28 protein-coding genes and 1 pseudogene are annotated in these 25283 nt (G+C 59.8%); 12 read left to right on the plus strand and 17 right to left on the minus strand.

Translation table 11 applies throughout. The features are described 5' to 3' along the window. Positions 1-92 precede the first annotated feature (92 nt). Positions 93-1052: a leucyl aminopeptidase gene (locus G7025_RS15805; protein ID WP_181080090.1), complete on the minus strand. Its 960-nt coding sequence runs from the start codon at positions 1050-1052 to the stop codon at positions 93-95. 73 nt (positions 1053-1125) lie between these two features. After that, the gene (locus G7025_RS15810; RefSeq protein ID WP_034100099.1) at positions 1126-1263 is read right to left on the minus strand and encodes a hypothetical protein; all 138 of its coding nucleotides are present in this window, start codon (positions 1261-1263) and stop codon (positions 1126-1128) included. Positions 1264-1898: 635 nt separating this feature from the next. Between G7025_RS15810 and G7025_RS15815 the strand changes: the two genes are divergently transcribed. After that, positions 1899-3320 (plus strand): amino acid permease, encoded by a 1422-nt coding sequence (locus G7025_RS15815; RefSeq protein WP_181080091.1) that lies wholly within the window; start codon positions 1899-1901, stop codon positions 3318-3320. 136 nt (positions 3321-3456) lie between these two features. Here the strand turns inward: G7025_RS15815 and G7025_RS15820 are convergent, their stop codons facing one another. From G7025_RS15820 to G7025_RS15830, 3 genes are read right to left on the minus strand one after another with little or no spacing between them, the layout of a single operon-like run. Continuing rightward, positions 3457-3714 (minus strand): colicin E3-like toxin immunity protein, encoded by a 258-nt coding sequence (locus tag G7025_RS15820; RefSeq protein WP_181080092.1) that lies wholly within the window; start codon positions 3712-3714, stop codon positions 3457-3459. Positions 3715-3756: 42 nt separating this feature from the next. Continuing rightward, positions 3757-4017 (minus strand): colicin E3-like toxin immunity protein, encoded by a 261-nt coding sequence (locus G7025_RS15825; protein WP_181080093.1) that lies wholly within the window; start codon positions 4015-4017, stop codon positions 3757-3759. 12 nt (positions 4018-4029) lie between these two features. Next, positions 4030-5199 (minus strand): S-type pyocin domain-containing protein, encoded by a 1170-nt coding sequence (locus G7025_RS15830; RefSeq protein ID WP_181080094.1) that lies wholly within the window; start codon positions 5197-5199, stop codon positions 4030-4032. 179 nt (positions 5200-5378) lie between these two features. Here G7025_RS15830 and G7025_RS15835 point away from each other — a divergent pair, with 179 nt between their 5' ends. Both G7025_RS15835 and G7025_RS15840 read left to right on the plus strand, forming a co-directional pair. Then, on the plus strand, positions 5379-5582 hold the full coding sequence (locus tag G7025_RS15835; protein ID WP_181080095.1) for a colicin E3/pyocin S6 family cytotoxin: 204 nt from the start codon (positions 5379-5381) through the stop codon (positions 5580-5582). A 19-nt stretch (positions 5583-5601) separates the two neighbouring features. Beyond that, entirely contained in the window at positions 5602-5832 is a 231-nt protein-coding gene (locus G7025_RS15840) for a DUF7683 domain-containing protein (protein WP_181080096.1), read from the plus strand. A 179-nt stretch (positions 5833-6011) separates the two neighbouring features. Here the strand turns inward: G7025_RS15840 and G7025_RS26815 are convergent. After that, positions 6012-6379, minus strand: a pseudogene (locus G7025_RS26815) (cytochrome c). 70 nt (positions 6380-6449) lie between these two features. Here G7025_RS26815 and arfB point away from each other — a divergent pair. After that, positions 6450-6863 carry an alternative ribosome rescue aminoacyl-tRNA hydrolase ArfB gene (arfB, locus tag G7025_RS15845; RefSeq protein WP_181080097.1) on the plus strand — a complete coding sequence of 138 codons (414 nt, stop codon included), beginning with the start codon at positions 6450-6452 and terminating at the stop codon, positions 6861-6863. Here the strand turns inward: arfB and G7025_RS15850 are convergent. The 4 genes from G7025_RS15850 to G7025_RS15860 form a co-directional block, all read right to left on the minus strand. Continuing rightward, entirely contained in the window at positions 6860-8056 is a 1197-nt protein-coding gene (locus G7025_RS15850) for an MFS transporter (protein ID WP_181080098.1), read from the minus strand. The two genes, arfB and G7025_RS15850, sit on opposite strands and share 4 nt — an antisense overlap. An 89-nt stretch (positions 8057-8145) precedes the next feature. Next, on the minus strand, positions 8146-8328 hold the full coding sequence (locus G7025_RS15855; protein ID WP_181080099.1) for a hypothetical protein: 183 nt from the start codon (positions 8326-8328) through the stop codon (positions 8146-8148). A 73-nt stretch (positions 8329-8401) separates the two neighbouring features. Beyond that, the gene (locus G7025_RS26820) at positions 8402-8530 is read right to left on the minus strand and encodes a hypothetical protein (RefSeq protein WP_258197696.1); all 129 of its coding nucleotides are present in this window, start codon (positions 8528-8530) and stop codon (positions 8402-8404) included. 115 nt (positions 8531-8645) lie between these two features. Then, complete coding sequence (locus G7025_RS15860; protein ID WP_181080100.1) at positions 8646-8957, minus strand: DUF962 domain-containing protein; 312 nt, start codon at positions 8955-8957, stop codon at positions 8646-8648. Positions 8958-9118: 161 nt separating this feature from the next. Between G7025_RS15860 and G7025_RS15865 the strand changes: the two genes are divergently transcribed. Next, positions 9119-10177 (plus strand): AraC family transcriptional regulator, encoded by a 1059-nt coding sequence (locus tag G7025_RS15865; RefSeq protein WP_181080101.1) that lies wholly within the window; start codon positions 9119-9121, stop codon positions 10175-10177. Here the strand turns inward: G7025_RS15865 and G7025_RS15870 are convergent. The 7 genes from G7025_RS15870 to G7025_RS15900 form a co-directional block, all read right to left on the minus strand. After that, positions 10134-11588, minus strand: a complete 1455-nt coding sequence (locus tag G7025_RS15870) for a TrkH family potassium uptake protein (RefSeq protein ID WP_181080102.1) — start codon at positions 11586-11588, stop codon at positions 10134-10136. The genes G7025_RS15865 and G7025_RS15870 overlap by 44 nt on opposite strands. Before the next feature lie 257 nt (positions 11589-11845). Further along, on the minus strand, positions 11846-13189 hold the full coding sequence (locus tag G7025_RS15875) for an imelysin family protein (protein WP_181080103.1): 1344 nt from the start codon (positions 13187-13189) through the stop codon (positions 11846-11848). Between the two features lie 127 nt (positions 13190-13316). Continuing rightward, entirely contained in the window at positions 13317-15368 is a 2052-nt protein-coding gene (locus G7025_RS15880) for a putative bifunctional diguanylate cyclase/phosphodiesterase (protein ID WP_181080104.1), read from the minus strand. Positions 15369-15548: 180 nt separating this feature from the next. After that, positions 15549-15758: a hypothetical protein gene (locus tag G7025_RS15885; RefSeq protein ID WP_181080105.1), complete on the minus strand. Its 210-nt coding sequence runs from the start codon at positions 15756-15758 to the stop codon at positions 15549-15551. A 126-nt stretch (positions 15759-15884) separates the two neighbouring features. Beyond that, a complete protein-coding gene (locus tag G7025_RS15890) occupies positions 15885-16481 on the minus strand; it encodes a superoxide dismutase (protein WP_003212997.1) in 597 nt (198 codons plus the stop codon). Positions 16482-16659: 178 nt separating this feature from the next. Continuing rightward, positions 16660-17259 carry a LysE/ArgO family amino acid transporter gene (locus tag G7025_RS15895; protein WP_181080106.1) on the minus strand — a complete coding sequence of 200 codons (600 nt, stop codon included), beginning with the start codon at positions 17257-17259 and terminating at the stop codon, positions 16660-16662. Positions 17260-17264: 5 nt separating this feature from the next. Continuing rightward, a complete protein-coding gene (locus G7025_RS15900) occupies positions 17265-17666 on the minus strand; it encodes an ACT domain-containing protein (RefSeq protein WP_181080107.1) in 402 nt (133 codons plus the stop codon). 98 nt (positions 17667-17764) lie between these two features. Here G7025_RS15900 and G7025_RS15905 point away from each other — a divergent pair, with 98 nt between their 5' ends. The 7 genes from G7025_RS15905 (at position 17765) to G7025_RS15935 (ending at position 25282) form a co-directional block, all read left to right on the plus strand. Continuing rightward, positions 17765-18658, plus strand: coding sequence for a LysR family transcriptional regulator ArgP (locus G7025_RS15905; protein WP_181080108.1), 894 nt, complete (start codon positions 17765-17767; stop codon positions 18656-18658). Positions 18659-18710: 52 nt separating this feature from the next. Further along, on the plus strand, positions 18711-19709 hold the full coding sequence (locus G7025_RS15910; protein WP_181080109.1) for an NAD-dependent epimerase/dehydratase family protein: 999 nt from the start codon (positions 18711-18713) through the stop codon (positions 19707-19709). A 127-nt stretch (positions 19710-19836) separates the two neighbouring features. Next, a complete protein-coding gene (locus G7025_RS15915; protein WP_181080110.1) occupies positions 19837-20664 on the plus strand; it encodes an ATPase in 828 nt (275 codons plus the stop codon). 113 nt (positions 20665-20777) lie between these two features. After that, entirely contained in the window at positions 20778-22037 is a 1260-nt protein-coding gene (locus G7025_RS15920; protein WP_181080111.1) for a D-mannose isomerase, read from the plus strand. Between the two features lie 104 nt (positions 22038-22141). Then, positions 22142-23428: an ABC transporter substrate-binding protein gene (locus G7025_RS15925; RefSeq protein WP_181080112.1), complete on the plus strand. Its 1287-nt coding sequence runs from the start codon at positions 22142-22144 to the stop codon at positions 23426-23428. A 107-nt stretch (positions 23429-23535) separates the two neighbouring features. Then, complete coding sequence (locus G7025_RS15930; protein ID WP_003175732.1) at positions 23536-24444, plus strand: carbohydrate ABC transporter permease; 909 nt, start codon at positions 23536-23538, stop codon at positions 24442-24444. Next, positions 24437-25282: a carbohydrate ABC transporter permease gene (locus G7025_RS15935; RefSeq protein WP_181080113.1), complete on the plus strand. Its 846-nt coding sequence runs from the start codon at positions 24437-24439 to the stop codon at positions 25280-25282. The genes G7025_RS15930 and G7025_RS15935 overlap by 8 nt, the downstream gene beginning before the upstream one ends. Position 25283: the final 1 nt, after the last annotated feature.

The following is a 25283-nucleotide window of genomic DNA, read 5'->3' on the forward strand; positions in this document are numbered from 1 at the left end:
GGTAAGTTTTTAGCTGCAAGCTGTAAGAAGAAGCGCTAGCCCTTACGGGTTGGCGCTTTTTTTTGCTTGTGGCTTCCGACTTGCAGCTGGCGCTAGAACGCAAATCTGCCATCGAACACGGGTTTGTCATCCAGCGCCAACACCCCGCTGGCAAAGATCAAATCCAGGTGATGGCTGCCTTTCTGCCCACCCCCCAGGCCCAGATGCAGACCGCAATGGCGCTCCTCGAAACCGGCATTGCGCGCGTAGAGGTCCTTGACGCCTTCATTGGTGCCGATCCCCAGTTCCTCCACACGGCGGTTGGACGGGTTGGCGTTGAGGTATTTGTTGAAGTCATCCGCCAGCCCCGGCACGTCGCTGGCCACGCTGCAGATGGTCGAGTTCTCGATCCACAGCTCCAGGGGCGATTGCAGCACGCCGTATTTGCGCGCAAAAGGGATGGTGCTGAGAAAGGTGCCGATGAATCGCACCTGGCCATTGATCGCCTCACTGTGGGTGGCAATCTCGCCGGGCGCCAGGTCGTGGTTGCCGACGCCGTTAATATTCGTCCACTTCTTGATGCTGCTCAGCGGCGCTTCAAGGCGTGAGCCGTGCTTGTCGGTAAAGCTCAGCACGTTGGCCTGGCCCATACGCCGGATCAGCGTGGCGTTGAGGTCGGCGATGCGCTGGGGCTCGACACTGAAGGTATCGTAGAAATAGTCGCCGTAATCCTTGAACAGCAGGGACTTCTTCCAATGCTCGGCCATCACGTCTTGCAGGGCGCGAATAAAATCCGGGCCTTCTGCGCGTGGGTTGGGCAGCGTGGAAGAGTCGTACAGAAACAGGTACAGGTCACAGGCGTCGATGGCCTGGGCCAGGGCATCGCTGGCGGTCAAGTCCAGGCGCTGCACTTGGAAATTGAAGCGGCCGGCGCTGCCTTGGGTGATGGCCTGTGCGATGGCGTCGTAGCGTTCGGTGTGGCCCAGCAGCACGGTCGGGCAGTTCACGCCGTTAAGGGCCGGGTGATGGGCGAGGTAGTAGAGAAAATGTTCGACGGCGCGGGCCTTGTCCATGACGGGTGTCCTTGTATGCCTTGGGTAAGGAAGCAGGTGCCGTGCACAGCACCTGCCGGATGCCTGTCGAGGCTTAGAAAGGCCACATCGCGGTGCCAAACGGCACAACGGCGTCGGCTTGCATCATTTCAACGGCGGCCTCATGGGTCGGCGCTTCAAACCAATCGTCGAGTTGCAGTTCGGTTTCCAGGTCGTTTTCCAGTACTTGCATGGTGTATCTCCTAGAGGACGTTGTTTGAGAACGGCTTGCCAGCGGCATCGCTGGGCAAGTGGGAAACCTAGGTGAGGGTGTTTCAGAATGCAAAAAATTTATTGACACGGTCTCATTTGGATTTTTTGTTCTGATTTTCTGCGTGATTATTTTTTTGAGAAAATTCAAAAGGCTGCGAGCACCAATTCTGAGGAAATTTCCTACCGTCAATTTCTATTAAATTTACAGCTGTAACGCAGAATTTCCGTGCTGTAACGATTAATTTACGTATTGATCGAGACAATATTGAACATTCTTACCCTGTAAGGAATGCCTGACAGATCGTCGCACGTGTCAGGCGATGGCCGCCGCAGGCTGTCGAGCCGTGTACAATGCGCGCGTTTTACTGTGACGCCCGTTGCGTGCCTACGCAAAAGGCCAAGACCTCAGGGTTCACCCACCCTGATCACTCCGCCTGGCCACGAGCCGGACGGGTTCGATTTCGTCACAGATAAAAACAAACAGGTGACGCATGACCATTAGAAAAACGCTGTACTCCTGGTGCCTGCGCTGGGGTTTGAGCGGCGCTGCTTGAGCAGAGATTCAACGCAGCAACGTGCATTCAACATCATCAAACCTTGCGTGAGACCTTTTCCATGAGTGGACCCCATTCCTCTTCAGGCGAACTGAAACGTGGCCTGAAAAACCGTCATATCCAGTTGATCGCCCTGGGCGGCGCCATCGGCACCGGCCTGTTTTTGGGCTCGGCCGGCGTGCTTAAATCCGCCGGGCCGTCGATGATCCTGGGTTATGCCATCTGCGGCTTCATTGCGTTCATGATCATGCGCCAGCTCGGCGAAATGATCGTGGAAGAGCCGGTCGCCGGTTCCTTCAGCCATTTTGCCCACAAGTACTGGGGCGGTTTCGCCGGCTTTCTGTCGGGCTGGAACTGCTGGATCCTGTACATTCTGGTGGGCATGTCCGAGCTGACGGCTGTCGGCAAATACGTGCATTACTGGTGGCCGGAGATTCCAACCTGGGTCTCGGCGGCGGCGTTTTTCGTGCTGATCAACCTGATCAACCTGGCCAACGTTAAAGTCTTTGGCGAAGCCGAATTCTGGTTCGCGATCATCAAGGTGGTGGCCATCGTCGGCATGATCGCTTTGGGCAGCTACCTGCTGGTCAGCGGCAGCGGCGGTCCGCAAGCCTCGGTGAGCAACCTGTGGGAGCACGGCGGCTTCTTCCCCCATGGCGTCGGCGGCCTGGTGATGGCCATGGCGATCATCATGTTCTCCTTCGGCGGCCTGGAAATGCTCGGTTTCACCGCTGCCGAAGCCGATCAGCCACGCACCGTGATCCCCAAGGCGATCAATCAGGTGATCTATCGCATCCTGATTTTCTACATCGGCGCCCTGGTGGTGCTGTTGTCGCTGACGCCCTGGGACAGCCTGCTGGCCACGCTGAATGCGTCCGGCGACGCCTACAGCGGCAGCCCCTTCGTGCAGGTGTTCTCGATGCTGGGCAGCAACACCGCGGCACACATCCTCAACTTCGTGGTGTTGACGGCGGCGTTGTCGGTGTACAACAGCGGCACCTACTGCAACAGCCGCATGCTGCTGGGCATGGCCGAGCAAGGCGATGCGCCCAAGGCCCTGGCCAGGATCGACAAGCGCGGCGTGCCGGTGCGTTCGATCCTCGCCTCGGCGGCGGTGACCCTGGTGGCGGTGCTGATGAACTACTTCATCCCGCAACACGCGTTGGAGCTGCTGATGTCGCTGGTGGTGGCCACGCTGGTGATCAACTGGGCGATGATCAGCTTTTCCCACCTCAAGTTCCGCCAGCACATGAAACGCACCGGCCAGGTGCCGCTGTTCAAGGCGCTGTGGTACCCGTACGGCAACTATGTGTGCCTGGCGTTCGTGGTGTTTATCCTGGTGATCATGCTGATGATCCCGGGGATTCAGGTGTCGGTGTACGCGATCCCGGTGTGGGTGGCGTTTATGGCGGTGTGTTATTGGATCAAGAATAAGCGCAGTGCTGAAGCGGCGTTGGCGCCGGCGGGAGCGGCGTTAAAGTAAGCAAAATATGCGGGCTGTGTGAAAACGCTGCCTGCACCAGCTGAAAGCAAACGCCCTGACTTGTCGGGGCATTTGCTTTTCAGGGTTTTAGACACAAAGGAGAAGTGTTCTTCGTTGAAAGGGCTCTTAGTCTGTATCACTCGTGTGCATGTTCGTAATCAAACCCAATGAAGTAGTCGTTTTCTGAAAAAGTAATCTCATGAAAGAAGTACGCTTGGATCAGTGATAACCACTCCTGCCGCAGTTTAAACATGCCGTTATTGACGTCCTCGTTTACTGACAACCCGAGCTCGGAAATCACGGAGTAATCGTCTCCTAAATCCGCCGAGTGCTCCGTTCCGCGTAGCCACTCTGTGGTTCTGTCGAACCATTCCAGTCTCACTTTGAGTCCCATGTGGCTCCTTCGCGGAACCGGCCACTCGCTACCAGTACATACTCAGTATGGCCAAGGCCCCTGGTGGTGGAATGATATCTGATAGTCATAGTTGTCTTGTTTTACCTCATGTTTGAAGTGAGGTTGTAGGACCGCTATCCACTTTTTCTTAAGATCGTAAGCACCATCGAAAATTTGATAGTCTTTCTCTAGCTCAAGCGAAGCAAGTATCGAATGAGCATCTTCAAATATAGTTGACAGTTCTTCTCCCACTCCGAAACCGGTAGGTTTTTCAAACCATTCGAGCATGACTCTGAGGCTCATAGGTGTTTTTCCTCACAGGTGTTTTTTGACGTTTCTCTTTGGGTTTGGCTGTTTTGTTCTTTCGCCAGTTATATGATTGAACGCACCAATATGGCTCCCGTCACCTATCAAGTAAACTTCCAGCTCCCCTTCTGCCGAGTCCCATTCAAAGATTTTTCTGTTTTTGGCATCCGTCCATCGTTTCCGTACACCCGCACCTCCCTGCTTTGGGGTCATTCCTTTTATGTTCCTCAAACCAGGGAAACCGGTGATTTGTTCCGTAGTCGGCGCCGTGTGATAACCATGACCGAGTGCCGGAAGTGTTTTTCTTCGAACACTCACCACCACATACAGCGGCCGAACCCCCGACTCCACCGGGAACACCAGAATAAAATCCCGATATTGCGGCGGATATACCGGGTTCACCAGAATCTGTGCCGCCTTCTCCGTCGGTGGGTAAATCCAGATCACCGGCGCTTGCGGTGCAGCCTCCAGAGCCGGAATACCCAGCGTGTCACTTGGATCAACGGCGGGAGTCCAGATCAGTTCAACACCCTCACCCAAATCCGCAACAAACTGCTCGTCACGGCTTTGGAACTGCACCACATCGATCATCTGCCAGGCGGCATGGTTGCCTGTGTAAAACCCATAACCCCTTAGCGTGCCGTCCTCACGCTGCTCAATTTGCAGTCGCATCTGCGACCGCGCTCGCTGCATCGAGCGCAACTGCTCTTCGCTATATAACGCGCTATCGCCCAACTTTCCCGGCCAAGCCAACCCCACTACACCGGCCAACAAGCCGGCGGCCATAGACCCGGCTGCGGCAATGGCCGATTCCACCACCGCCGTACGCAACGCCAACTGCCCCAAACCGACCGGCAAGGCGCTGCCACCGATCTTGCGCAAGGCCACCGCGCCCCGGGCGTCCACTTCCCGCCCACCCAACAGGCTGAAATGACCGTACTCGCTGATCAACTCCAGCGGTACGTAACCGGCGGGGTCCGTGTAGTGAGTGAGGCCATCTGGCAGTTGGCAGGGTTTGAGGAAGGTGCAGCCGGGAGGCTTGGCCGGCTTGGGTGTTGGGGCTGGGGATGGGATGAATAAATCGATAGGCGGCGAATAGGGCGCACGCGATGGCTGCGGGGTGAGGATTCGCCGTTTGAGTTGTTCTTCTTCGGTGATCGGGTAGGCACGTTCAGACATGACGGGCTCACTTCCTTGTATGGGGGAGTGAGCCTACGAGGGAGGATCAAGGAGCTGGAATCAGCATATTCGATGATAAGCGTGGGAAAAGTAGACGCAAAATTCAGCTTGTTTCGAATATATTTTTTTATTGCTGAGTTTGTACACACCCTGCCCCAAGGGGCTGACAGAGTTTCCCGATGCGGTACTCAGTCCGCTCAGTTAAAGGCGGGGGGCAAAAGCGTAAGCGCTGGAAAGATCGCAAGGGACGCATTTATGAGTGGGACTATGAGAATGGCCGGGTTGAACTTTACGACAAGCAAGGCAAACATCTTGGAGATTTCCCCCCTGATACGGGAGAGCGCACAAAGGACGCCGAGCCAAGCCGAACCACGCCAAAATAATCTTGATAGGAGCCTCAACATGCAGCATGAAATTCTTGCATTCGATAAAAAAACCGAGGGGGTGGCTTTCAGTATTGAAATTCCTGCCGACCAGTACGACAAATTATCGGACCTAATGTCCTGGAGTGAGCCTGAAGATGCGATCTATGAGTACGACCTATCACCAGAGCAAGTCGGCCTTCTTGAACGCATGACCGGCAAGACTTTCAATAGCCCGGACTACATTTTTCAGTTGTCTTGTAGTGAATGAGGCGATATGGCCGTGCTGTGTAGACGTGAAATGTATGGCAGCAGATGAAATAAGTGGGAGCGCGTGCAACTGCGCGGCTCATGGCGTCCTGCCGTGGTTGTGAAAGTAGTCGCTTAAACCCGATGGTCATGTCACACATAAACACCACCCACGGCGGGATCTCATACACCGAGAGGCATTCACCGGCTTTTTAAAATGAGACCACTCATGTATTGATTCAAATCGCGAAAGTCTTGAACGCTCCACGCGCGCGGCGGTAGCTTTACACCATTTTGCTGCAATGTTTTTGGAATCAAGTTTTCATTGGGACGAAGGATGACCGAAGAGACAATTACGCCCGGATAATCAGTCAGGCGTTTTTTGAACGCGGAGGTTGTAAGGTCAGGTGTAGGCGGGCTGCTTTTCCCGGCCAGTGGTCCCGTTGCCTTGAGATCCGCTCCGTGGCACATGGCACATAGAGATTCTTGCCATTGGCAAGATCCGCGAAAGACTGCGAAGTTTGAATGAGTGATAAAGTGCTTAGCAAAGCGATCAAGGGTATTTTCATTTTACAGGTGGCTTTGTTGTCGATGTTGTTATCCACGTTTGGCTTATCCGTTGCCTAAGGTTTTTGAGTGATGCTGGTCATTTCCAACAACGTCCACCTGCCCGATGCCGAAATCGAGCTGACCGCCATCCGCGCCCAGGGCGCCGGTGGGCAGAACGTGAATAAGGTGTCGAGCGCGGTGCACCTGCGCTTTGATATTCCGGCATCGTCGTTGCCCGAGTTCTATAAGGAACGGCTGCTGGCACTGCGCGACAGTCGCATCACCAGCGACGGTGTGCTGGTGCTCAAGGCCCAGTCCTACCGGACCCAGGAGCAGAATCGCGCGGACGCGCTGGAGCGCCTGGTGGAGTTGATCCAGAGCGCCACCAAGGTTGAGAAGAAGCGTCGTCCGACCAAGCCGACCCTGGGGTCGAAGAAGCGTCGCCTGGAATCCAAGACCAAGCGCGGCAGCATCAAGGCCGGGCGCGGCAAGGTCGACTTTTAGGCGTCACGTGCTTCGCGGGCCTTGGGTGCCTGGCGGTACAGGTACATGCTCAGCAGCAAGCCACCCAGGGCGGCGAGGGCGGCGAACAGGAAGATCGAAGCAAAACCGAAGCCCGCCGCGACTGCGCCGGCCAGCGGGCCGGTGATGCCCAGCGACAAATCGATGAACAACGAATACGCGCCCACCGCCGAGCCGCGACTGGACGCCGGCACCAGGTTGACCGCCTCCACTCCCAGCGCCGGGAACACCAGGGAAAAGCCGAAGCCGCTCAACGCCGCGCCCGCCAGGGCCAGGTGGGCGTCCGGGGCCAGCCACAGCAACAGCAGACCGAGGATCTCCACCGACAGGCAGGCAATCGCAACTCGAAACCCGCCGATGCGATTGATCAGGTTGCCGAACAACAGGCGCGCACCGATGAAACTGGCGCCGAACAGGCTCAATGCCCACACCGCGTTGTCCCAGTGCTGGGTGGTGTAATACAGCGTGATAAACGTCGCGATGGTGCCGAAGCCGATCGACCCCAGGGCCAGCGCGCAGCCGTGGGGCAGCACGCGACCCAGGACGTTCATGAAGGGCAGGCGCACACCGCTGACAATCGGCGCCGCGACTTTATTCCACGCCAGCAGCAAGCCCACGGCAGCCAGCAGGATAATGCTCACGCCCATGCTCCACAGCCCCAGGTGACTGACCAGCAGCACCCCCAGCGGTGCGCCGACCGCCAGCGCGCCATAGCTGGCGATGCCATTCCACGAGATGACCTTGGCGGTGTTGGCCGCGCCCACCCGGCCGATACCCCAGCCGATGGCGCCCGAGCCCACCAGGCTCTCCGCGCTGCCCAGCACCAGGCGGCCGATCAGCAGGCTGCCCAGGCTCAGCGCCGGCAGGCTGGAGAACCATGCGGCCAGCAGCATGAACACACCGCTCAGGCCGCAGCCCGCCAGGCCGATCAGCACGGCGCGCTTGCTGCCCAGGTTATCGATAATGCGCCCGGCGTAGGGGCGGCTGAGCAACGTGGCCAGGTATTGCACGCTGATTACCAGCCCGGCGATCACCGCGCCAAAGCCCAGTTCGCTGTGCACATAGCCCGGTAATACCGCCAGGGGAATGCCGATATTCAGGTAGCCGATAAAGGTGAATAAAACAATGGAAACAACTTGCAGCGTGACCGCCATGGGGCGCTGGGTATCGGGCATGGGAAAACGTCCACATTTGCAGCATGTAAAGATAGGCTGCTAATGATACCGGTGCTTATGCCCGCGCAGGGCATCAAACCGCAAAAAACTCAGGATTGGGCAGGGCTCAGCAATTGCGTAGTCACCAGAGCGGCCAGGGCGTTTTCCTGAGTACCGAAGCGTTTGAGCAGCATGGCTTGTTTATCGGCGCTCAGGCGGTTCCACACCTCGACCATCTGCAAGGCAGCGTCGAGCAAGGCGGCATCCGGGGTGTCGGGGAGGGTATCGGTCATGGCGGGTATCTCGTGGCTTCAGGCAGTGTGGAAAGCGCTCAACGGTGCGCTTTCCACACGGTCTGGTACGGCGTCAGTCCTGGCGTTCGCTGTCGACTGGTTTGGCTTCTTTGGCGTCAGGCTGCTGGGCGCTGGCCTGCTGCGGTGTTGGCTGCTCAGTTTCGTGCAGGCTTGGGAAGGGGAGATTAGGGATCTCGTGCATCGTCGTCGCTCCTTGCAAAGTCTGTTTTTTCAATCGCAGGTGATTCCGCGCGTTCTACAAGCCTTCGCAGGATACAGCAGTGTAAATGACAAAAAGACTTTTATATCCACGCCACCTAGAACGGCACCTTGCCCAGAATCATGTCGCGGTACATCACAAAATCCCCCAACAGGCTGTAGAACGGGTGCTGGAAGGTTGCCGGACGATTCTTTTCATAGAAAAAATGCCCCACCCAGGCAAAGCCGTAGCCGGCAATCGGCACCGCCAGCAACAAGCCAAGCGAGCCCCTGCCAATGGCGTAGGCCAGGATGCCGATGACCAGAGTGGTGCCGATAAAATGCAGGCGGCGGCAGGTACTGTTGCCGTGCTCCTGCAGGTAGTACGGGTAGAATTCGGCGAAACTGTTGAATCGCTTGATGTTTTCCACGATGGCCGGCCCTTTATTGTTACCCCGTCCGACGAGTGTTCGGCGGGGAGCTTATTTGAGTCTAGAGTGATCAGTGGTAACAGCCAGTGACAATAGATGCCACTTTAGTATCCTTGCCTTCCTGGCTGCCGTTTTGAGCCTGCTTTCATTAAGAAGACGCCATGAGCGAACGAACAACTTCTGCAAGCTGGGCGATGGGGATAGTCAAGGCGTTGGAAATGGACGGCCTGGATTGCCGAGCCCTGTTCAGGCAACTGGGCCTGGACTACGCCGCCCTGAGCGACCCCGATGCACGGTTCCCGCAGGATTCCATGACCCGCCTGTGGCAGCGTGCGGTCGAGCTGTCGGGCAACCCGGCGATTGGCCTGAACATGGGCAAGGTGGTGCGTCCGGCATCGTTTCATGTGGCCGGTTATGCGTTGATGTCCAGCAACACCCTGGCTGAAGGCTTTATGCGCTTGGTGCGCTATCAGCGGATCATCGCCGAAAGCGCCGACTTGAGTTTCCGCCTGTTACCCGAGGGCTATGCGCTGATTCTGACGGTGCATGGTGATCATCTCCCACCGACTCGACAGAGCGCCGAAGCGTCCCTGGCCAGCGCGCTGGCGCTCTGTGGCTGGCTGAGCGGGCGCTCCCTGCAGCCGCGCAAAGTCTTGCTGCAGGGTGAGCAACCGCTCGATCTGGCGCCTTACAAACAGGCATTCCACGCACCGCTTGAATTCAATGCGCCGTATGACGCGCTGATCTTTGAACGCGCCGATATGGACGCGCCGCTGCCCACCGCCAACGAAGCCATGGCGCTGCTGCATGATCGGTTTGCCGGCGAATACCTGGCGCGGTTCTCGGAAAGCCGCGTGACCCACAAGGCACGCCAGGTACTGTGTCGCTTATTGCCTCAGGGCGAGCCTAAACGCGAGATGGTAGCCCAGACCCTGCACCTGTCGCAGCGCACCTTGCAACGGCGTTTGCAGGAAGAAGGCACCAGTTTCCAGGCCCTGCTCGACGACACCCGGCGGGAACTGGCCGAGCAATACCTGGCGCAGCCAAGCATGACCCTGCTGGAGATCGCCTACCTGTTGGGTTTTGCCGATCCGAGCAATTTCTTCCGCGCATTTCGCCGCTGGTTCGATGCCACGCCCGGCGAGTACCGGGCGCGGTTGCAGGACGCGTCGACCCTCAGTGGCGCCAGAACGCCGGGATACACAGAACAAAGACTGTGATGATTTCCAGGCGACCCAACAGCATGCCCAGCGACAGGATCCACTTGGCCGCATCCGGCAGGCTGGCGAAGTTGCCGGCCGGACCGATGGTTTCCCCCAGGCCCGGGCCGACCCCGGACACGGTGCTGGCGGCGCCGGTCAGCGCGGTCATCCAGTCCAGCCCCAGCAGTGAAAGGGCCAGAGCGATGGCGCAGATGGTGATGGCGAAGAAAAACGAAAAGGTCAGGATCGAGCGCACGATCTCTTCGTCCAGGCGGTGGCCGTTGTACTTTTGCTTGATCACCGCGCGCGGATGAATCAACTGGTTCAAGTTGGCCTTGAGCAGGATATAGGCGACCTGGAAACGGAAGATCTTGATCCCGCCCGCCGTGGAGCCTGAGCAGCCGCCGATAAAACCCAGATAGAAAAACAGCATCAGTGAGAAGTTGCCCCACAGGCTGTAGTCTCCCAGCGCGAAACCGGTGGTGGTCACCACCGATGTGACGTTTAACGCTACGTGTCGCAAGGCCTCCAGCCAGTGCAGGTTGGTGGTCCACCAGTACCAGGTGCCGAGTACCAGCCAGGTGACCAGCAGCAAGCCAAGCAAGCCCTGCACCTGCTGATCCTTGATCAGCGCCCGACGGTTGCCGCGCAACGTGGCGACATACAGGGTGAACGGCAGGCTGCCGAGGATCATCACCACCACCGCCACCCAGTGCACCGCCGGTTGTTGCCAGTGGGCCAGGGACTGATCGGAGGTGGAAAAGCCGCCGGTGGAAATCGCCGACATCGCATGGTTGATCGCATCGAACAGGCCCATGCCGGCCCACCAGAATGCCAGGCTGCCGAGAATGGTGATGCCCACGTAAGCCGCCACGATCAGCCGCGCCACCATGTGCGAGCGCGGCATGACCTTTTCCGAGCGGTCCGAGGACTCGGTCTGGAACAGGCGCATGCCCCCAATCCGCAGCAGCGGCAGGATCGCCACCGCCATGCCGATAAAGCCGATGCCCCCCAGCCAGTGCAGCAACGAGCGCCACATCAGGATGCCCGGCGACATGCTGTCCAAGCCGCTTAACACCGTGGAACCGGTGGCGGTGATGCCGGACATGCTTTCAAAAAACGAATCGGTGTAGCTGATGTGCTGGGTCAGCAGGAACGGCAGCGCGGCGAACACGCACACCACCAGCCAACTGCTGACGGTGAGCAGGTACATGTCGCGCGGGCGCAGGTGCACCTGCTCGGGGCGGCCGGGGATCACCAGCGCCAGGCCGGCGACAAAGGTGATCAGGCTGGCCCACAGGAAGGATGGGAGGTCACTGGTGCGTTCGAAGATCACCAGGGTGGCCATGGGCACGACCATGGCGATCGCGAGGGTGATCAGGAAGATGCCGATGATGAAACCGATGATGCGCAGGGTCGGCAACGCCATGAAGTGAGCTCGGATGAGGGAACAGAGGCGCCATTCTACCTGGGGGGCAGGGCATGTAAACCGGCGTCGCCGGGAACGCCATGGCTCAAATGTGGGAGGGGGCTTGCCCAAATGCCAGTCAGTTAAGGACTCAATGAGTGATTTTCTGCCATGGGATGAGTACGGATCGGCAAGCCCAGGCAATGACTGTCAAAAAGGTGGCGGGTGTGAGGCAAAAAAAGGCGACCCGAAGGTCGCCTCTGTCAACTCGGCACTGATCAGAACTCGTGATCGGCGCTGTCCGGGTTCAGGTCGCTGATGCCCAGCTTGCCCGCTGCGGCTTCGATAGAACCGGTCTGCTTGACCAGCGCGGCGATGGCGTCGCGCACGATCTGGTTGCCGGCGTCGTTGCCGGCGGCGATCAGCTGGTCGTAGTGCTCACCCTTGTTGGCGTGATCAACCATGACCTGGATCTTCGCTTCGGTGGCCGCCAGGTCCGCTTTCAACGCGGTGTCGGCAGCCGGATCGGCCTTGGCCACCAGGGACGACAGGCTGGCGCCGGTCATTTTGGTGCCGTCGACACGGGTGTATTCGCCCAGGTAAACGTTACGGATACCCTTGGCGTCGTAGAAGTGCGAATTGTGGGTGTTGTCGCTGAAGCAGTCCTGCTCGTCTTCCGGCGAGTTGGCTTCCAGGGACACCTTCATACGCTCGCCGGCCAGTTCGCCCAGGGACAGGCTGCCCATGCCGAACAACATTTTGCGCAAGCCGTCGGTGGCCGGTTCCGCCTCGAGGGTGGCGCGATAGTTGTCGGCGACGTTGGGTTTCCAGTTGCCGACCATTTCTTCCAGATCGCTGACCAGCAATTGGGTCACGGCGCTCAGGTAGGCCCGGCGACGCTCGTTGTGGCCGCCGGTGGCACCGGCGCCGGTCAGGTAGTCCGAGGCCGGGCGGTTGCCGGCGCCGGGACCGGTGCCGTTGAGGTCCTGGCCCCACAGCAGGAATTCGATGGCGTGGTAGCCGGTGGCGACGTTGGCCTCGGAACCGCCCAGCTCATTGAGGCTGGCGAGTTTTTCCGGGGTGATGGTCTTTACGTCAACCTTGTCTTCGCCCAACTGGATCTGGGTGTTGGCGATGATGTTGGCGGTGGCGCCAGGGTTGCCCAGGGCATGCTCATAGGATTTGTCGACATAGTCGATCAGGCCTTCGTCCAGCGGCCATGCGTTCACCTGGCCTTCCCAGTCGTCGATGATGGTGTTGCCGAAGCGGAACACTTCGCTCTGCAGGTACGGCACGCGTGCGGCGATCCAGGCGGTGCGCGCGGCTTTCAGGGTTTCATCGTTCGGCTTGGCGAGGAACGCGTCGATGGCGGTCTGCAGGGTTTTCGCGGTGGATTCGGCATCGCTGTAGACCGCGAACACCATGTCGGCATAGTGCGCGACCACTGCCTTGGCGGCGGCTTCGTCGACTTTTCCGGCAGGGGCGGCCGCCGCTGGAGCGGCAGTGCTGGCCGCCGGGGTCGGCGCCTGGGGCGCGGCGGCTTTGTCTTTACCTTCGCCGCAGCCGGCGAGAGAAATGGCAATGGCCAGCAGACTGGCGGTGGCCAGGGGCATACGAATCATGGCGAACATCCTGCTTCGGTTGTTGAGAGGACGCGCGGAGGCCGCGCAAAACTGCGACATAATGCGAAAGATTTGCATTTTGTGTAAAGGGTTATGCGCGGGAAATATTCAGTATCGTTTTGCCCGATTAGAGAATCGCTGCGTTATTGCGCTCCACCTGCTTCAAAAAAACCGCCAACTCCCGCGCCGGCAGGGGTTTGCTATAGTAATAGCCCTGACCCTCGTGGCAGCCCTCGGCGATGATATAGGCCTCTTGCTCGGCGGTTTCCACGCCCTCGGCGATCACCTGCATGCCCAGGCTCTTGCCCAGCTGGATGATGGCTCGCACGATGGTGGCGTCGTCGTCATCATCCAGCAGGTCCTGGACGAAGCTCTTGTCGATCTTGATCTTGTCCAGCGGCAGACTTTTGAGATAACTCAGGGATGAATACCCGGTGCCGAAATCATCAATGGCGATCAACGCCCCCGAGCGCCGCAGGCTCAACAGGTGTTGAGCGGCGGTGCTGATATCTTCCATCAGGCCGGTCTCGGTGACTTCCAGTTCCAGGCTGCGCGGCGGCAGGCGATAGATCTGCATCAGGTTGTTGACCACCCGCGGCAGCTCGGTGTGGTGTAACTGCACAGTCGACAGGTTGACGGCCATGCGCAGGGTGGTGAAACCCTGATCGTGCCATTCGCGCAGTTGGCGGCAGGCATGGTCCAGCACCCACTCGCCGATCGCGATAATGGTACCGTTCTGCTCGGCCAGCGGAATAAACAGGTCCGGCGGTACCAGGCCATGTTCCGGGTGTTGCCAACGCAGCAAGGCTTCCACGCCGACGACGCGCTGCTCGCGGTAGCTGACCTGTGGCTGGTACACCAGGTGGAACTGGTCGCGGCTGAGGGCCTCGCGCAGGTCTTTTTCCAGCTCGCGGCGTCGGCGCATTTCGCTGTCGACGCTGGCGATATAGAACTGGTAGCGGTTGCGTGAGCGGCTCTTGGCCAGGGTCATGGTCTGTTCGGCTTTCTGGAGCAACTTCTCGGTACTGTCGCCATCTTCGGGGAACAGCGTAATACCGATGGTGGCGCGCAGGCGGATCTGTTCGTGGTCGAGGGCGAATTCCGCCTCGAGGTCGTCCAGGATGCTTTGCGCCAGTTCGGCAGCCTCATAGGGCTGGTCGATATCGGCCTGCACCAGCGCGAATTGGTCGCCGCCCAGGCGGGCGAGGGCGCCGAGCCGGCCGCTGTGGGCGCGCAGGCGGTCGGCCAGGGCCAGCAGTAATTTGTCGCCGGCCTGGTAGGTGAACTGTTCGTTGACGCTTTTGAAATCGTCCAAGCCCACACACAGCACCGCCACGCGGCGCTGACGGCGGCCGGCGTCGGTCAGAATCTTGTCCAGTTGTTCCTGCAGTTTCTGGCGGTTCGGCAGGCCGGTGAGAAAGTCATACTGGGCCATGCGCAGCAGGCTGGACTCCGCCTCATGGCGCAGGTGCGTGTTACGTTCGATGGATTCAAGCAGTTGGTTGGCGGTATTGATCCACAACCCCAGTTCGTTGCGCTCGTGGCCCTTGAGCTGCGGGATCTTGTGCTCGCTCGGCCGGTCCGGGTTGATCGAGGTCAGGTGTTCGATAATCCGCGACAGCGGTTTGGTCAGCAGCCAGTGATAGACCAGATACAGCACCAGGCCCATGGCAAGGGCCCGCAACACCCCGGAAATGAAAATAATCACCGAGTTGACGATAAACCCCTGGCCATAAGTGGCGGTATCAAGGGTGATGCTCAGGTCGCCGTAGTACTCGCTGTAGGGGCCTTTGCCTACCAGGGGAGTGGTGAAGGTGCGTTCCTGGCCAAGAATCAGATCGGTCAGCCAGCGGCTGGGAGCATGCTGCAGGGCGCGGCTTTTTTCCGCGAGCATGGTTTCGTTGGGATGGCCAATGGAGGCCATGCGCACCGCATCGTCCTGGAACAACCCCTCGATGACCTGCATGCCCATCTCGCGGTCCAGGCTATACACCGCCTGGGTCGAAGGGTCGCGGAACATATCGAGGATGCGCTGGGCATCGCCGGCCACGGCCTGGCGCGTCTTGTAGGCATCAAACACGATCTGCGCCACGCTCAGCGCCACGCCCACGACCAACGCCGACAGCAGCACAACCCGTAGCAACTTCACCGACAAGCTGTTCTTGAGTTCCAGCTTCAAAGGGGCATTCCTTGTCTCATGCGGGTGGCCTTCAATATGCCATGAGTATTGGCAATCTGGTGATGGCAGTCAAAGGAACATTGGGGCAAGGGCCGCTTTGGCGGTTTCGGCGGGAAGGTGCAGCGGCAACAGGCAAGGCGGACGGGTATCCGCCTGCTGTGTTCAGCGTGGGATGGGCGATCAGTTGGAGAAGATCACCTGGCGCTTGGCAGTCTCCTGGGCGCTCGAGAAATCCACGGTTTTGTTTTGCGGTTCCAAAGCGTTGCCCAGGGCCTTTGCCAGTACATCGGCGAATGGCTGGGCGAGCGGTGCGAGCGATTTGGTGATGTCGCCAGCGGCTTTGGCCAAGTCGCCGACGATCGGCAGTGCTGCGAGTGCTCCAATGGTCATGGTTATTTCTCCGACAGGGGCAAGAGGCGAATTCCTCTCGCTCCTGCGTGGTCGTAACCAAGCGCCTGGTTCCGCCGCCCATAAAAAAGCCCGGCAATCGCCGGGCTCTTGTACTGCAAGCGTTGCTTAGGCAGTGAAGGTCTTGCCTTCGAACTGCTCGGCGACGAACTTCCAGTTGACCAGGTTCCAGAACGCTTCCACATACTTTGGACGCACGTTGCGGTAGTCGATGTAGTAGGCGTGTTCCCACACATCGCAGGTCAGCAGTGGGGTGTCGCCGCTGGTCAGCGGGTTGCCGGCGCCGATGGTGCTAGCCAGGGCCAGGGAGCCGTCAGCCTTTTTCACCAGCCAGCCCCAACCGGAACCGAAGGTGCCGACGGACGTCTTGGTGAATTCTTCTTTGAACTTGTCGAACGAACCGAACGCCGCGTTGATGGCTTCAGCCAGCGCGCCGGTAGGTTGGCCACCGGCGTTCGGTGCCAGGCAGTTCCAGTAGAACGTGTGGTTCCAGACCTGAGCGGCGTTGTTGAAGATGCCGCCCGAAGAGGACTTGACGATCTCTTCCAGGGTCTTGCCTTCGAACTCGGTGCCAGGCACCAGGTTGTTCAGGTTCACGACATAGGTGTTGTGGTGCTTGTCGTGGTGGTATTCCAAGGTTTCCTTGGAGATATGCGGCTGCAGGGCATCGTGTGCGTAGGGCAGCGGCGGCAATTCGAAAGCCATGATGATTCTCCTAATCAGGTCAGTTGCGGTGAGCGCAAGGCCGATCACGGGCGGCCAAACATGCGCCGGGGAGTTTGTACTCTTTGCGGCGCAGGGTCCGGATCATAGCACCGGGGGTGTGGCAAAACCACGCAACAACTGTGTGGGATAGAGGTTCCAGAGCGTTTTGGAATATCTGTCAGGCGTTGATCAATTGGTAGGCCACGCTGAACATCATGCCAGCCACCAACAGGTCCAGCAGGCGCCAGGTCGAAGGCCGTGCCAGCCATGGGGACAGCCATGCCGCGCCGAGTGCGAGCGTGGCGAACCACAGGAACGAAGCGCTCGCGGCACCGGCGACATATGCGCCAGGTTCGGTTTGCTGGGCGCCCAAGGAGCCGATCAGCAACACGGTGTCCAGATAGACATGGGGATTGAGCAGCGTGACCGCCAGGGCGCTGAGCAGCACCGCGCGCAATGAACGTACCTTGAGGCTGCCGCCCTGTTCCAGGCTCTGCTTGGAAAATGCCCGGCGCAGCGCCAGGGTGCCGTACCACAGCAGGAACGCGGCGCCGCCCCAGCGGGCGATCGCCAGCAGCACAGGGCTGTGCGCCAGTACTGTCGCGAGGCCGAATACGCCGGCGGCCACCAGTATCGCGTCGCACACCACACACAATGCCGCCACGGGCAAATGGTGTTCGCGGCGCAGGCTCTGGGCCAGTACAAAAGCGTTCTGCGAGCCGATCGCCATGATCAACCCAAGGGCCACCAACAGACCGTTAAGATAGCTTTGCCACATAAGGTTTACTCCGCAGTGGTCGCCAGTTGGCGCAGTACGGCCATGGCGCGTTGGGCATCGGCGCGGCCGACAAACAGATGATCGTGGTAAAAACCGGCAATCACGTTGCAACTGATGCCGGCCGTGCCCAGGGCGCCGGCAAAAGCGGCGGTCAGGCCCACGGCTTCCAGGGCCGAATGCACATTTAAAGTGATCCAGGCGGCGATGTATTCGAACGCCAGTCCAGCCTGTTCTGCCTGTTGGCGTTCCACGATCAGGGTCAGGCCTTCCTGTTCGCGGAAGCTGCCAATCACTTCGCAGCCTGGCGGGATACGGGCGTCGGGCAGGGTACAAAACACGTAGTCACCGTCATTGAGGTGTGGGCTCATGCTGCGCAGCAGGGTTGCCAGGGCGGTTTCGCCGGCCATGGGGTGGTTCCTTATTAAAGAGAGGCACTGCTGGCTATTGTCCCGGCGTAGGTTGTATAAGAAAAACCAATATTACTGATCGCTCATTAGAGAAACTGATGTTCGACTACAAATTACTGTCCGCCCTGGCGGCCGTGGTGGAGCAGGCCGGCTTTGAGCGCGGCGCCCAGGTGCTGGGGCTGTCGCAGTCAGCGATTTCCCAGCGCATAAAACTGCTGGAGGCGCGTGTCGGTCAGCCTGTGCTGGTGCGAGCTACGCCACCGACACCCACCGAAATCGGCCGTCGCCTGCTCAACCATGTGCAACAGGTGCGTCTGCTGGAACGTGACCTGCAGAGCCAGGTGCCGGCGCTGGACGACGAGGGCATGCCCGAGCGCTTGCGCATCGCCTTGAATGCCGACAGCCTGGCCACGTGGTGGGCCGAGGCCGTCAGCGCTTTTTGCGCCGAACAGCAGTTGCTGCTGGACCTGGTGGTGGACGATCAGACGGTCAGCCTCAAGCGTATGCGTGCCGGCGAAGTGGCGGCGTGCATCTGCGCCAGCGAACGCCCGGTGGCCGGTGCCCGCAGTCTGTTGCTCGGCGCCATGCGTTATCGCGCGCTGGCCAGCCCGGCTTTTATTGCGCGGCACTTTCCAAGCGGAGTGCGCGCCGACCAACTGGCCCGCACCCCGGCGCTGGTGTTTGGCCCGGATGATTTCCTGCAACACCGCTACCTGGCATCGCTCGGTGTGGACGGTGGTTTCGAACACCATTTATGCCCCTCGTCCGAAGGCTTTATCCGTCTGACGGAGGCTGGGCTGGGCTGGGGCCTTGTCCCCGAATTGCAGGTGCGCGACCAGCTGCAAAAAGGCGTACTGGTGGAGTTATTGCCAGATAAGCCGATCGATGTGCCGTTGTACTGGCATCATTGGCGCAACGGCGGGCAACTGCTGAACCTGTTGACCGGCCATCTGGCTCAGGTGTGTGGTCAATGGTTGGTGCCGTTGGAGTGACGGCACGCGTCAAGGCAATAGCGATGAAAAATGAAAGGACACGGGGTAATACATGAAAATTCTGGTCACCGGCGCAAGCGGCTTCATCGGCGGGCGCTTTGCGCGTTTCGCCCTGGAGCAGGGCTTGGACGTGCGGGTCAACGGGCGGCGCGCCGAAGGCGTCGAGCACTTGGTCCGGCGCGGTGCCGAGTTTATCCAGGGTGACCTGAGCGACGCCGACCTGGTGCGCGAACTGTGCCGCGATGTCGAGGCCGTGGTGCACTGCGCCGGTGCCGTGGGGCTGTGGGGCAAGTATCAGGATTTCCACCAAGGCAACGTGCTGGTCACCGAGAATGTGGTCGAGGCCTGCCTCAAGGAGCGGGTCGGGCGTCTGGTGCATTTGTCCTCGCCGTCGATCTATTTTGACGGCCGCGATCACTTGGGCCTGACCGAAGAACAAGTGCCCAAACGCTTCAAGCATCCCTATGCCGCGACCAAATACCTGGCGGAACAGAAAGTGTTCGGTGCCCAGGAATTCGGTCTTGAGGTGCTGGCGTTGCGCCCGCGCTTTGTGACCGGGGCGGGCGATATGAGCATTTTTCCGCGCCTGCTCAGAATGCAACGCAAGAACCGTCTGGCCATCGTCGGCGACGGCTTGAACAAGGTCGACTTCACCAGCGTGCACAACCTTAACGAAGCGTTGCTCAGCGGGCTGCTCGCCACGGGCTCGGCGCTCGGCAAGGCCTACAACATCAGCAACGGCGCGCCGGTGCCGGTGTGGGATGTGGTGAATTATGTGATGCGCCAAATGCAATTGCCTCAGGTCACCCGGTATCGTTCCTACGGGTTGTCCTACAGCATGGCAGCGTTGAACGAAGCATTCTGTGCAATGTGGCCCGGTCGACCGGAGCCTTCGCTGTCGCGTCTGGGCATGCAAGTGATGAACAAAGATTTCACCCTCGACATCAGTCGGGCCAGGCATTATCTGGACTATGAGCCCAAGGTCAGCCTGTGGGCCGCCCTCGACGAGTTCTGCGGTTGGTGGAAGGCCCAGGACCCGAGCGGCGGCTGAGGTCACAACCGGCAACACACCGGGAACCGAATGTGCGGTGCCCGGTCGATCAATGCGGCGCGAGTGCGGTTTATACTCCCGTCGCTCGGCGTTCCAGCCAGCCACTTCGATGATTCAGGGTTGATCCATGCGTAACGATGCCAACGACGATTTCGACAACGTTCCCAGCCTGCGGGCCGACCACGGGGACGACGAGGATTTCGAACCGACCCCCGCCACGTCGGTGCGCTCGCGCACCACGCCCGTGGTCAAGGTCAAGAGCGCCAGCACCGGCCCGCTGTGGGCCTTGGTCGGCGCGTTACTGATCGCCTTCGCCGGCCTGGCGTGGTGGAGCTTCCAGCAGATTTCCCTGATGGGTCAGCAATTGGTTGCGACCCAGGAAAGCTTTGCGCGCATCAGTGAAGAAGCGGCCGGGCGCCTGCAGGATATTTCCGGCAAGGTGGTAGCCAGCGAGGCCAACGTGAACAACGGCAGCGAGGCGCTCAAGCAACAGATTAAACAGCTGGAAACCCAATTGATGGAGCAGGGTAAGCAGCAGGTAGGCGTGGCCGGCCAGGCCACCGAGCTGGACAAGCGTCTGGCCCAGATGACCGCCAGCACGACCGACCTGTCCAACGCCAACGCCAAGCTGCAAGGCCAGGTGCAGGCCCTGACCGATGCCGTGGCAACCCTCAAGGCCGCCCAGGGCGATGCCGGCAAGCGCGATGCGGAACTCAAGGAGCTGGCCGCCGATGTGGCCGCCTTGAAAAAACAGGGCAATCCGAGCGCCGCGATTGCCCGTATCGAGCAGGAGCTGGTCGTGCTCAAGAGCGCGCAGGAGACGCAACCGCTCAACAGCGATGCGCCTACCAATAAGGAATTCGATGTGTTCCGCATCCAGACCACGCGCAATATCACCACCTTGCAAAGCCAGGTGCAGAACCTGCAGCGCCAGATCGGCACGCCTGCCCAGTGATCGCACAAGTAAATGTCACCGTCTGGTGACATTTTCCGTCTCCTTCGTTACTTGCCCTCCGGTTGCCCTTGTTTAGACTCCGGTCATCCTACAAAAAACAATAAGGGCCACCCATGACCACCCAACCACTGCCTGCCGGCAGTTGGCTGAATGCACCTGCCCATCACGCCTGGCTCGCTGCTGAAGGCCAACGTCTGCTGGGGTTCGCCAAGGCGTCCCGAGTGCCCGAAGGCTTCGGCAACCTCGACGCCACCGGCCAGTTGCCCGCCGACGCCCGCGCCGAAACCATGAATACCGCCCGCATGACCCATAGCTTCGCCATGGCCCAAGCCATGGGCTTGCCCGGTTATGCCGATCTCGTGGCCCATGGTGTCGCCGCCCTCGGCGGCCCGTTGCGCGACCCTGAACACGGCGGTTGGTTTGCCGCGCCCCGTGCGGTGGATGGCAATCGAGGCAAGGCCGCTTACCTGCACGCATTCGTGGCCCTGGCGGCCAGTTCGGCGGTGGTAGCCGGCGCACCGGGGGCTCAACAGTTGCTCAACGATGCGATGCATATCATCGAGCAGTTTTTTTGGAGCGAAGAGGAGGGCGCGATGCTTGAGTCCTTTGCCCAGGACTGGAGCGGCCTGGAAGCTTATCGCGGCGCCAACAGCAACATGCACGCCACCGAAGCCTTTCTCGCGCTGGCCGATGTCACCGGCGACACGCGCTGGCTGGACCGCGCGCTGCGCATCGTCGAGCGCGTGATTCACCAACACGCCGCCGGCAACCAGTTCATGGTGATCGAACATTTCGACGTGCACTGGCAACCTTTGCTGGCCTACAACGAAGACAACCCCGCCGACGGTTTTCGCCCCTATGGCATCACGCCTGGCCATGGCTTCGAGTGGGCACGGCTGTTGCTGCACCTGGAGGCCGCGCGCCTGGAAGCCGGCCTGCCCACCCCGGCGTGGCTGCTGACTGACGCCAAAGGCCTGTTCGCCAGTGCCTGCGAATATGCCTGGGCCGTGGACGGTGCTCCCGGCATTGTCTACACCCTGGACTGGAACCACCGCCCGGTGGTGCGCGAACGCCTGCACTGGACCCACGCCGAGGCCAGCGCCGCCGCCCAGGCTCTGCTCAAGCGCACCGGTCAATTGCACTACGAAACCTGGTACCGGCGTATCTGGGAATTCTGTGACAACCACTTCATTGACCGCGCCGACGGCAGCTGGCACCACGAACTCAACCCGCACAACCAGCCCAGCAGCAGGATCTGGGGCGGCAAGCCTGACCTGTACCATGCCTGGCAAGCGGTGGTGCTGCCGGCACTGCCGTTGGCGCCCAGCATGACCAGCGCATTGAGCGCCGGTACTTATGTCACCAAGTGGTGACGTTTGTGCATCCCTTTGTTACCTGCGCCCTGAAAATCCATGTTTAAACTCCGTGCAGCGCAAGCCTAAGACTTGCATGCATAACAACAAAAAAAGGTACTCAGATGAACGCGATTAATCGCCTCGCCGTTGCTATTTCCGTTGCCTCGTTGTTCCCCCTCAGTGCATTTGCCGCCGACTCCAAAGGTACGGTGGAAGTGGTGCATTGGTGGACCTCGGGTGGCGAAAAAGCGGCTGTGGATGTCCTGAAGGCCCAAGTTGAGAAAGACGGCTTCGCCTGGAAAGACGGTGCCGTCGCCGGCGGCGGTGGCGCCACTGCCATGACCGTGCTCAAGAGCCGTGCCGTGGCCGGCAACCCACCGGGTGTAGCCCAGATCAAAGGCCCCGACATCCAGGAATGGGCGTCCACCGGCCTGCTCGACACCGACGTGCTCAAAGACGTCGCCAAAGAAGAGAAGTGGGATTCCCTGCTCGACAAGAAAGTCTCCGATACCGTGAAGTACGACGGTGACTACGTTGCCGTGCCGGTCAACATCCACCGTGTGAACTGGCTGTGGATCAACCCGCAAGTCTTCAAGAAAGCCGGTATCACCAAGAACCCCACCACCCTCGAAGAATTCTACGCAGCCGGCGACAAGCTCAAGGCCGCGGGCTTCATCCCGCTCGCCCACGGTGGCCAGCCTTGGCAGGACAGCACCGTGTTCGAAGCGGTAGTCCTGTCGGTGATGGGCGCCGATGGCTACAAGAAAGCCCTGGTCGACCTGGATAACGCCGCGCTGACTGGTCCGGAAATGGTCAAGGCCCTGACTGAGCTGAAGAAAGTTGCGACCTACATGGACGTCGACGGCAAAGGCCAGGACTGGAACCTGGAAGCCGGCAAAGTCATCAACGGCAAGGCCGGTATGCAGATCATGGGTGACTGGGCCAAGTCCGAGTGGACCGCCGCCAAGAAAGTCGCCGGCAAGGACTACGAGTGCGTAGCCTTCCCAGGCACCGACAAAGCCTTCACTTACAACATCGACTCCCTGGCGGTGTTCAAGCAGAAAGACAAAGGCACTGCGGCCGGTCAGCAGGACATCGCCAAAGTCGTGCTGGGTGAAAACTTCCAGAAAGTCTTCAGCATCAACAAGGGCTCGATCCCTGTTCGAACCGACATGCTCAATGAAATGGACAAGCTCGGCTTCGACTCTTGCGCCCAGACCGCGGCCAAAGACTTCCTGGCCGATGCCAAGACCGGTGGCCTGCAACCAAGCATGGCGCACAACATGGCCACCACCCTGGCCGTGCAAGGCGCGTTCTTTGATGTCGTGACCAACTACATCAACGACCCGAAAGCCGACCCGGCCGACACCGCCAAGAAACTTGGCGCTGCGATCAAGTCTGCCAAGTAGGAACTCGCTACAAGCTGCAAGTTACGAGCTGCAAGCGGGCGCGATATGTCTTGACGCTTGCAGCTTGCCGCTTGTAGCTGCCTTCAGTCTTATTATTGGATTTCCCCATGAGTTCTGTTGCTGTGTTCAGCAAAGCCTCGCCGTTCGATGCACTGCAGCGCTGGCTACCTAAACTGGTGCTGGCGCCCAGCATGTTCATCGTGCTGGTGGGCTTCTACGGCTACATCCTGTGGACGTTTGTACTGTCGTTCACCACGTCTACATTCCTACCCAGTTACAAATGGGCCGGTCTTGCGCAATACGAGCGGTTGTTCGACAACGATCGCTGGTGGGTAGCGAGTAAGAACCTGGCGCTGTTTGGCGGCATGTTCATCGGCATCACCCTGGTGATCGGCGTGACACTGGCGATTTTCCTCGACCAGAAAATCCGCCGCGAAGGCTTTATCCGCACCATTTACCTGTACCCGATGGCGCTCTCGATGATCGTCACCGGTACCGCCTGGAAATGGCTGCTCAACCCGGGCATGGGCCTGGACAAACTCCTGCGTGACTGGGGCTGGGAAGGTTTCCGCCTGGACTGGCTGATCGACCCGGACCGTGTCGTTTACTGCCTGGTGATCGCGGCTGTATGGCAAGCCTCGGGCTTCATCATGGCGATGTTTCTCGCTGGCCTGCGTGGTGTTGATCAATCGATCATCCGTGCGGCCCAGATCGATGGCGCCAGCCTGCCGCGCATCTATTGGAGCGTGGTGCTGCCCAGCCTCCGTCCAGTGTTCTTCAGTGCGGTCATGATCCTGGCGCACATTGCGATCAAGAGCTTCGACCTGGTGGCGGCCATGACCGCCGGCGGCCCGGGCTACTCGTCCGACCTGCCCGCGATGTTCATGTATTCGTTCACCTTCAGCCGTGGCCAGATGGGCATGGGCTCGGCCAGTGCAATCCTGATGCTCGGTGCGATCCTCGCGATCATCGTGCCTTACCTCTACTCCGAGCTGAGGACCAAACGTAATGACTAGTTTCGCTTCCAAACCTGCCATCAGCCTGAGTCGCATCGCGATCTACGCAGTGCTGATCCTTGCGGTGCTGTTGTACCTGGTGCCGCTGGTGGTGATGCTGCTCACCAGCTTCAAGACCCCGGAAGACATCAGCACCGGCAACCTGCTGAGCTGGCCGACCGTGGTTTCCGGCATCGGCTGGGTCAAGGCCTGGGATACCGTGGATGGCTACTTCTGGAACTCGATCAAGATCACCGTTCCGGCCGTGCTGATCTCCACCGCCATCGGCGCGTTGAATGGCTATGTGCTGTCGTTCTGGCGCTTCCGGGGTTCGCAGCTGTTCTTCGGTTTGCTGTTGTTCGGCTGCTTCCTGCCGTTCCAGACCGTGCTGCTGCCGGCATCGTTCACCCTCGGCAAGATGGGCCTGGCCAGCACCACCACGGGCCTGGTGTTTGTGCACGTGGTCTACGGCCTGGCGTTCACCACGCTGTTCTTCCGTAACTACTACGTGAGCATCCCGGATGCGCTGATAAAGGCCGCACGCCTGGACGGTGCGGGTTTCTTCACCATTTTCCGTCAGATCATTCTGCCGATGTCGACGCCGATCATCATGGTCTGCCTGATCTGGCAGTTCACCCAGATCTGGAACGACTTCCTGTTCGGCGTGGTGTTCTCCAGCGGCGACTCGCAGCCCATCACGGTGGCGCTGAACAACCTGGTCAACACCAGCACCGGGGCCAAGGAATATAACGTGGATATGGCGGCGGCGATGATCGCCGGGCTGCCGACCCTGTTGGTCTATGTGATCGCAGGCAAGTATTTCGTGCGCGGCCTCACGGCCGGCGCGGTCAAGGGGTAAT

Origin of the sequence: Pseudomonas lurida (assembly GCF_013522705.1) — a bacterium.
Taxonomy (GTDB): domain Bacteria; phylum Pseudomonadota; class Gammaproteobacteria; order Pseudomonadales; family Pseudomonadaceae; genus Aquipseudomonas; species Aquipseudomonas quebecensis.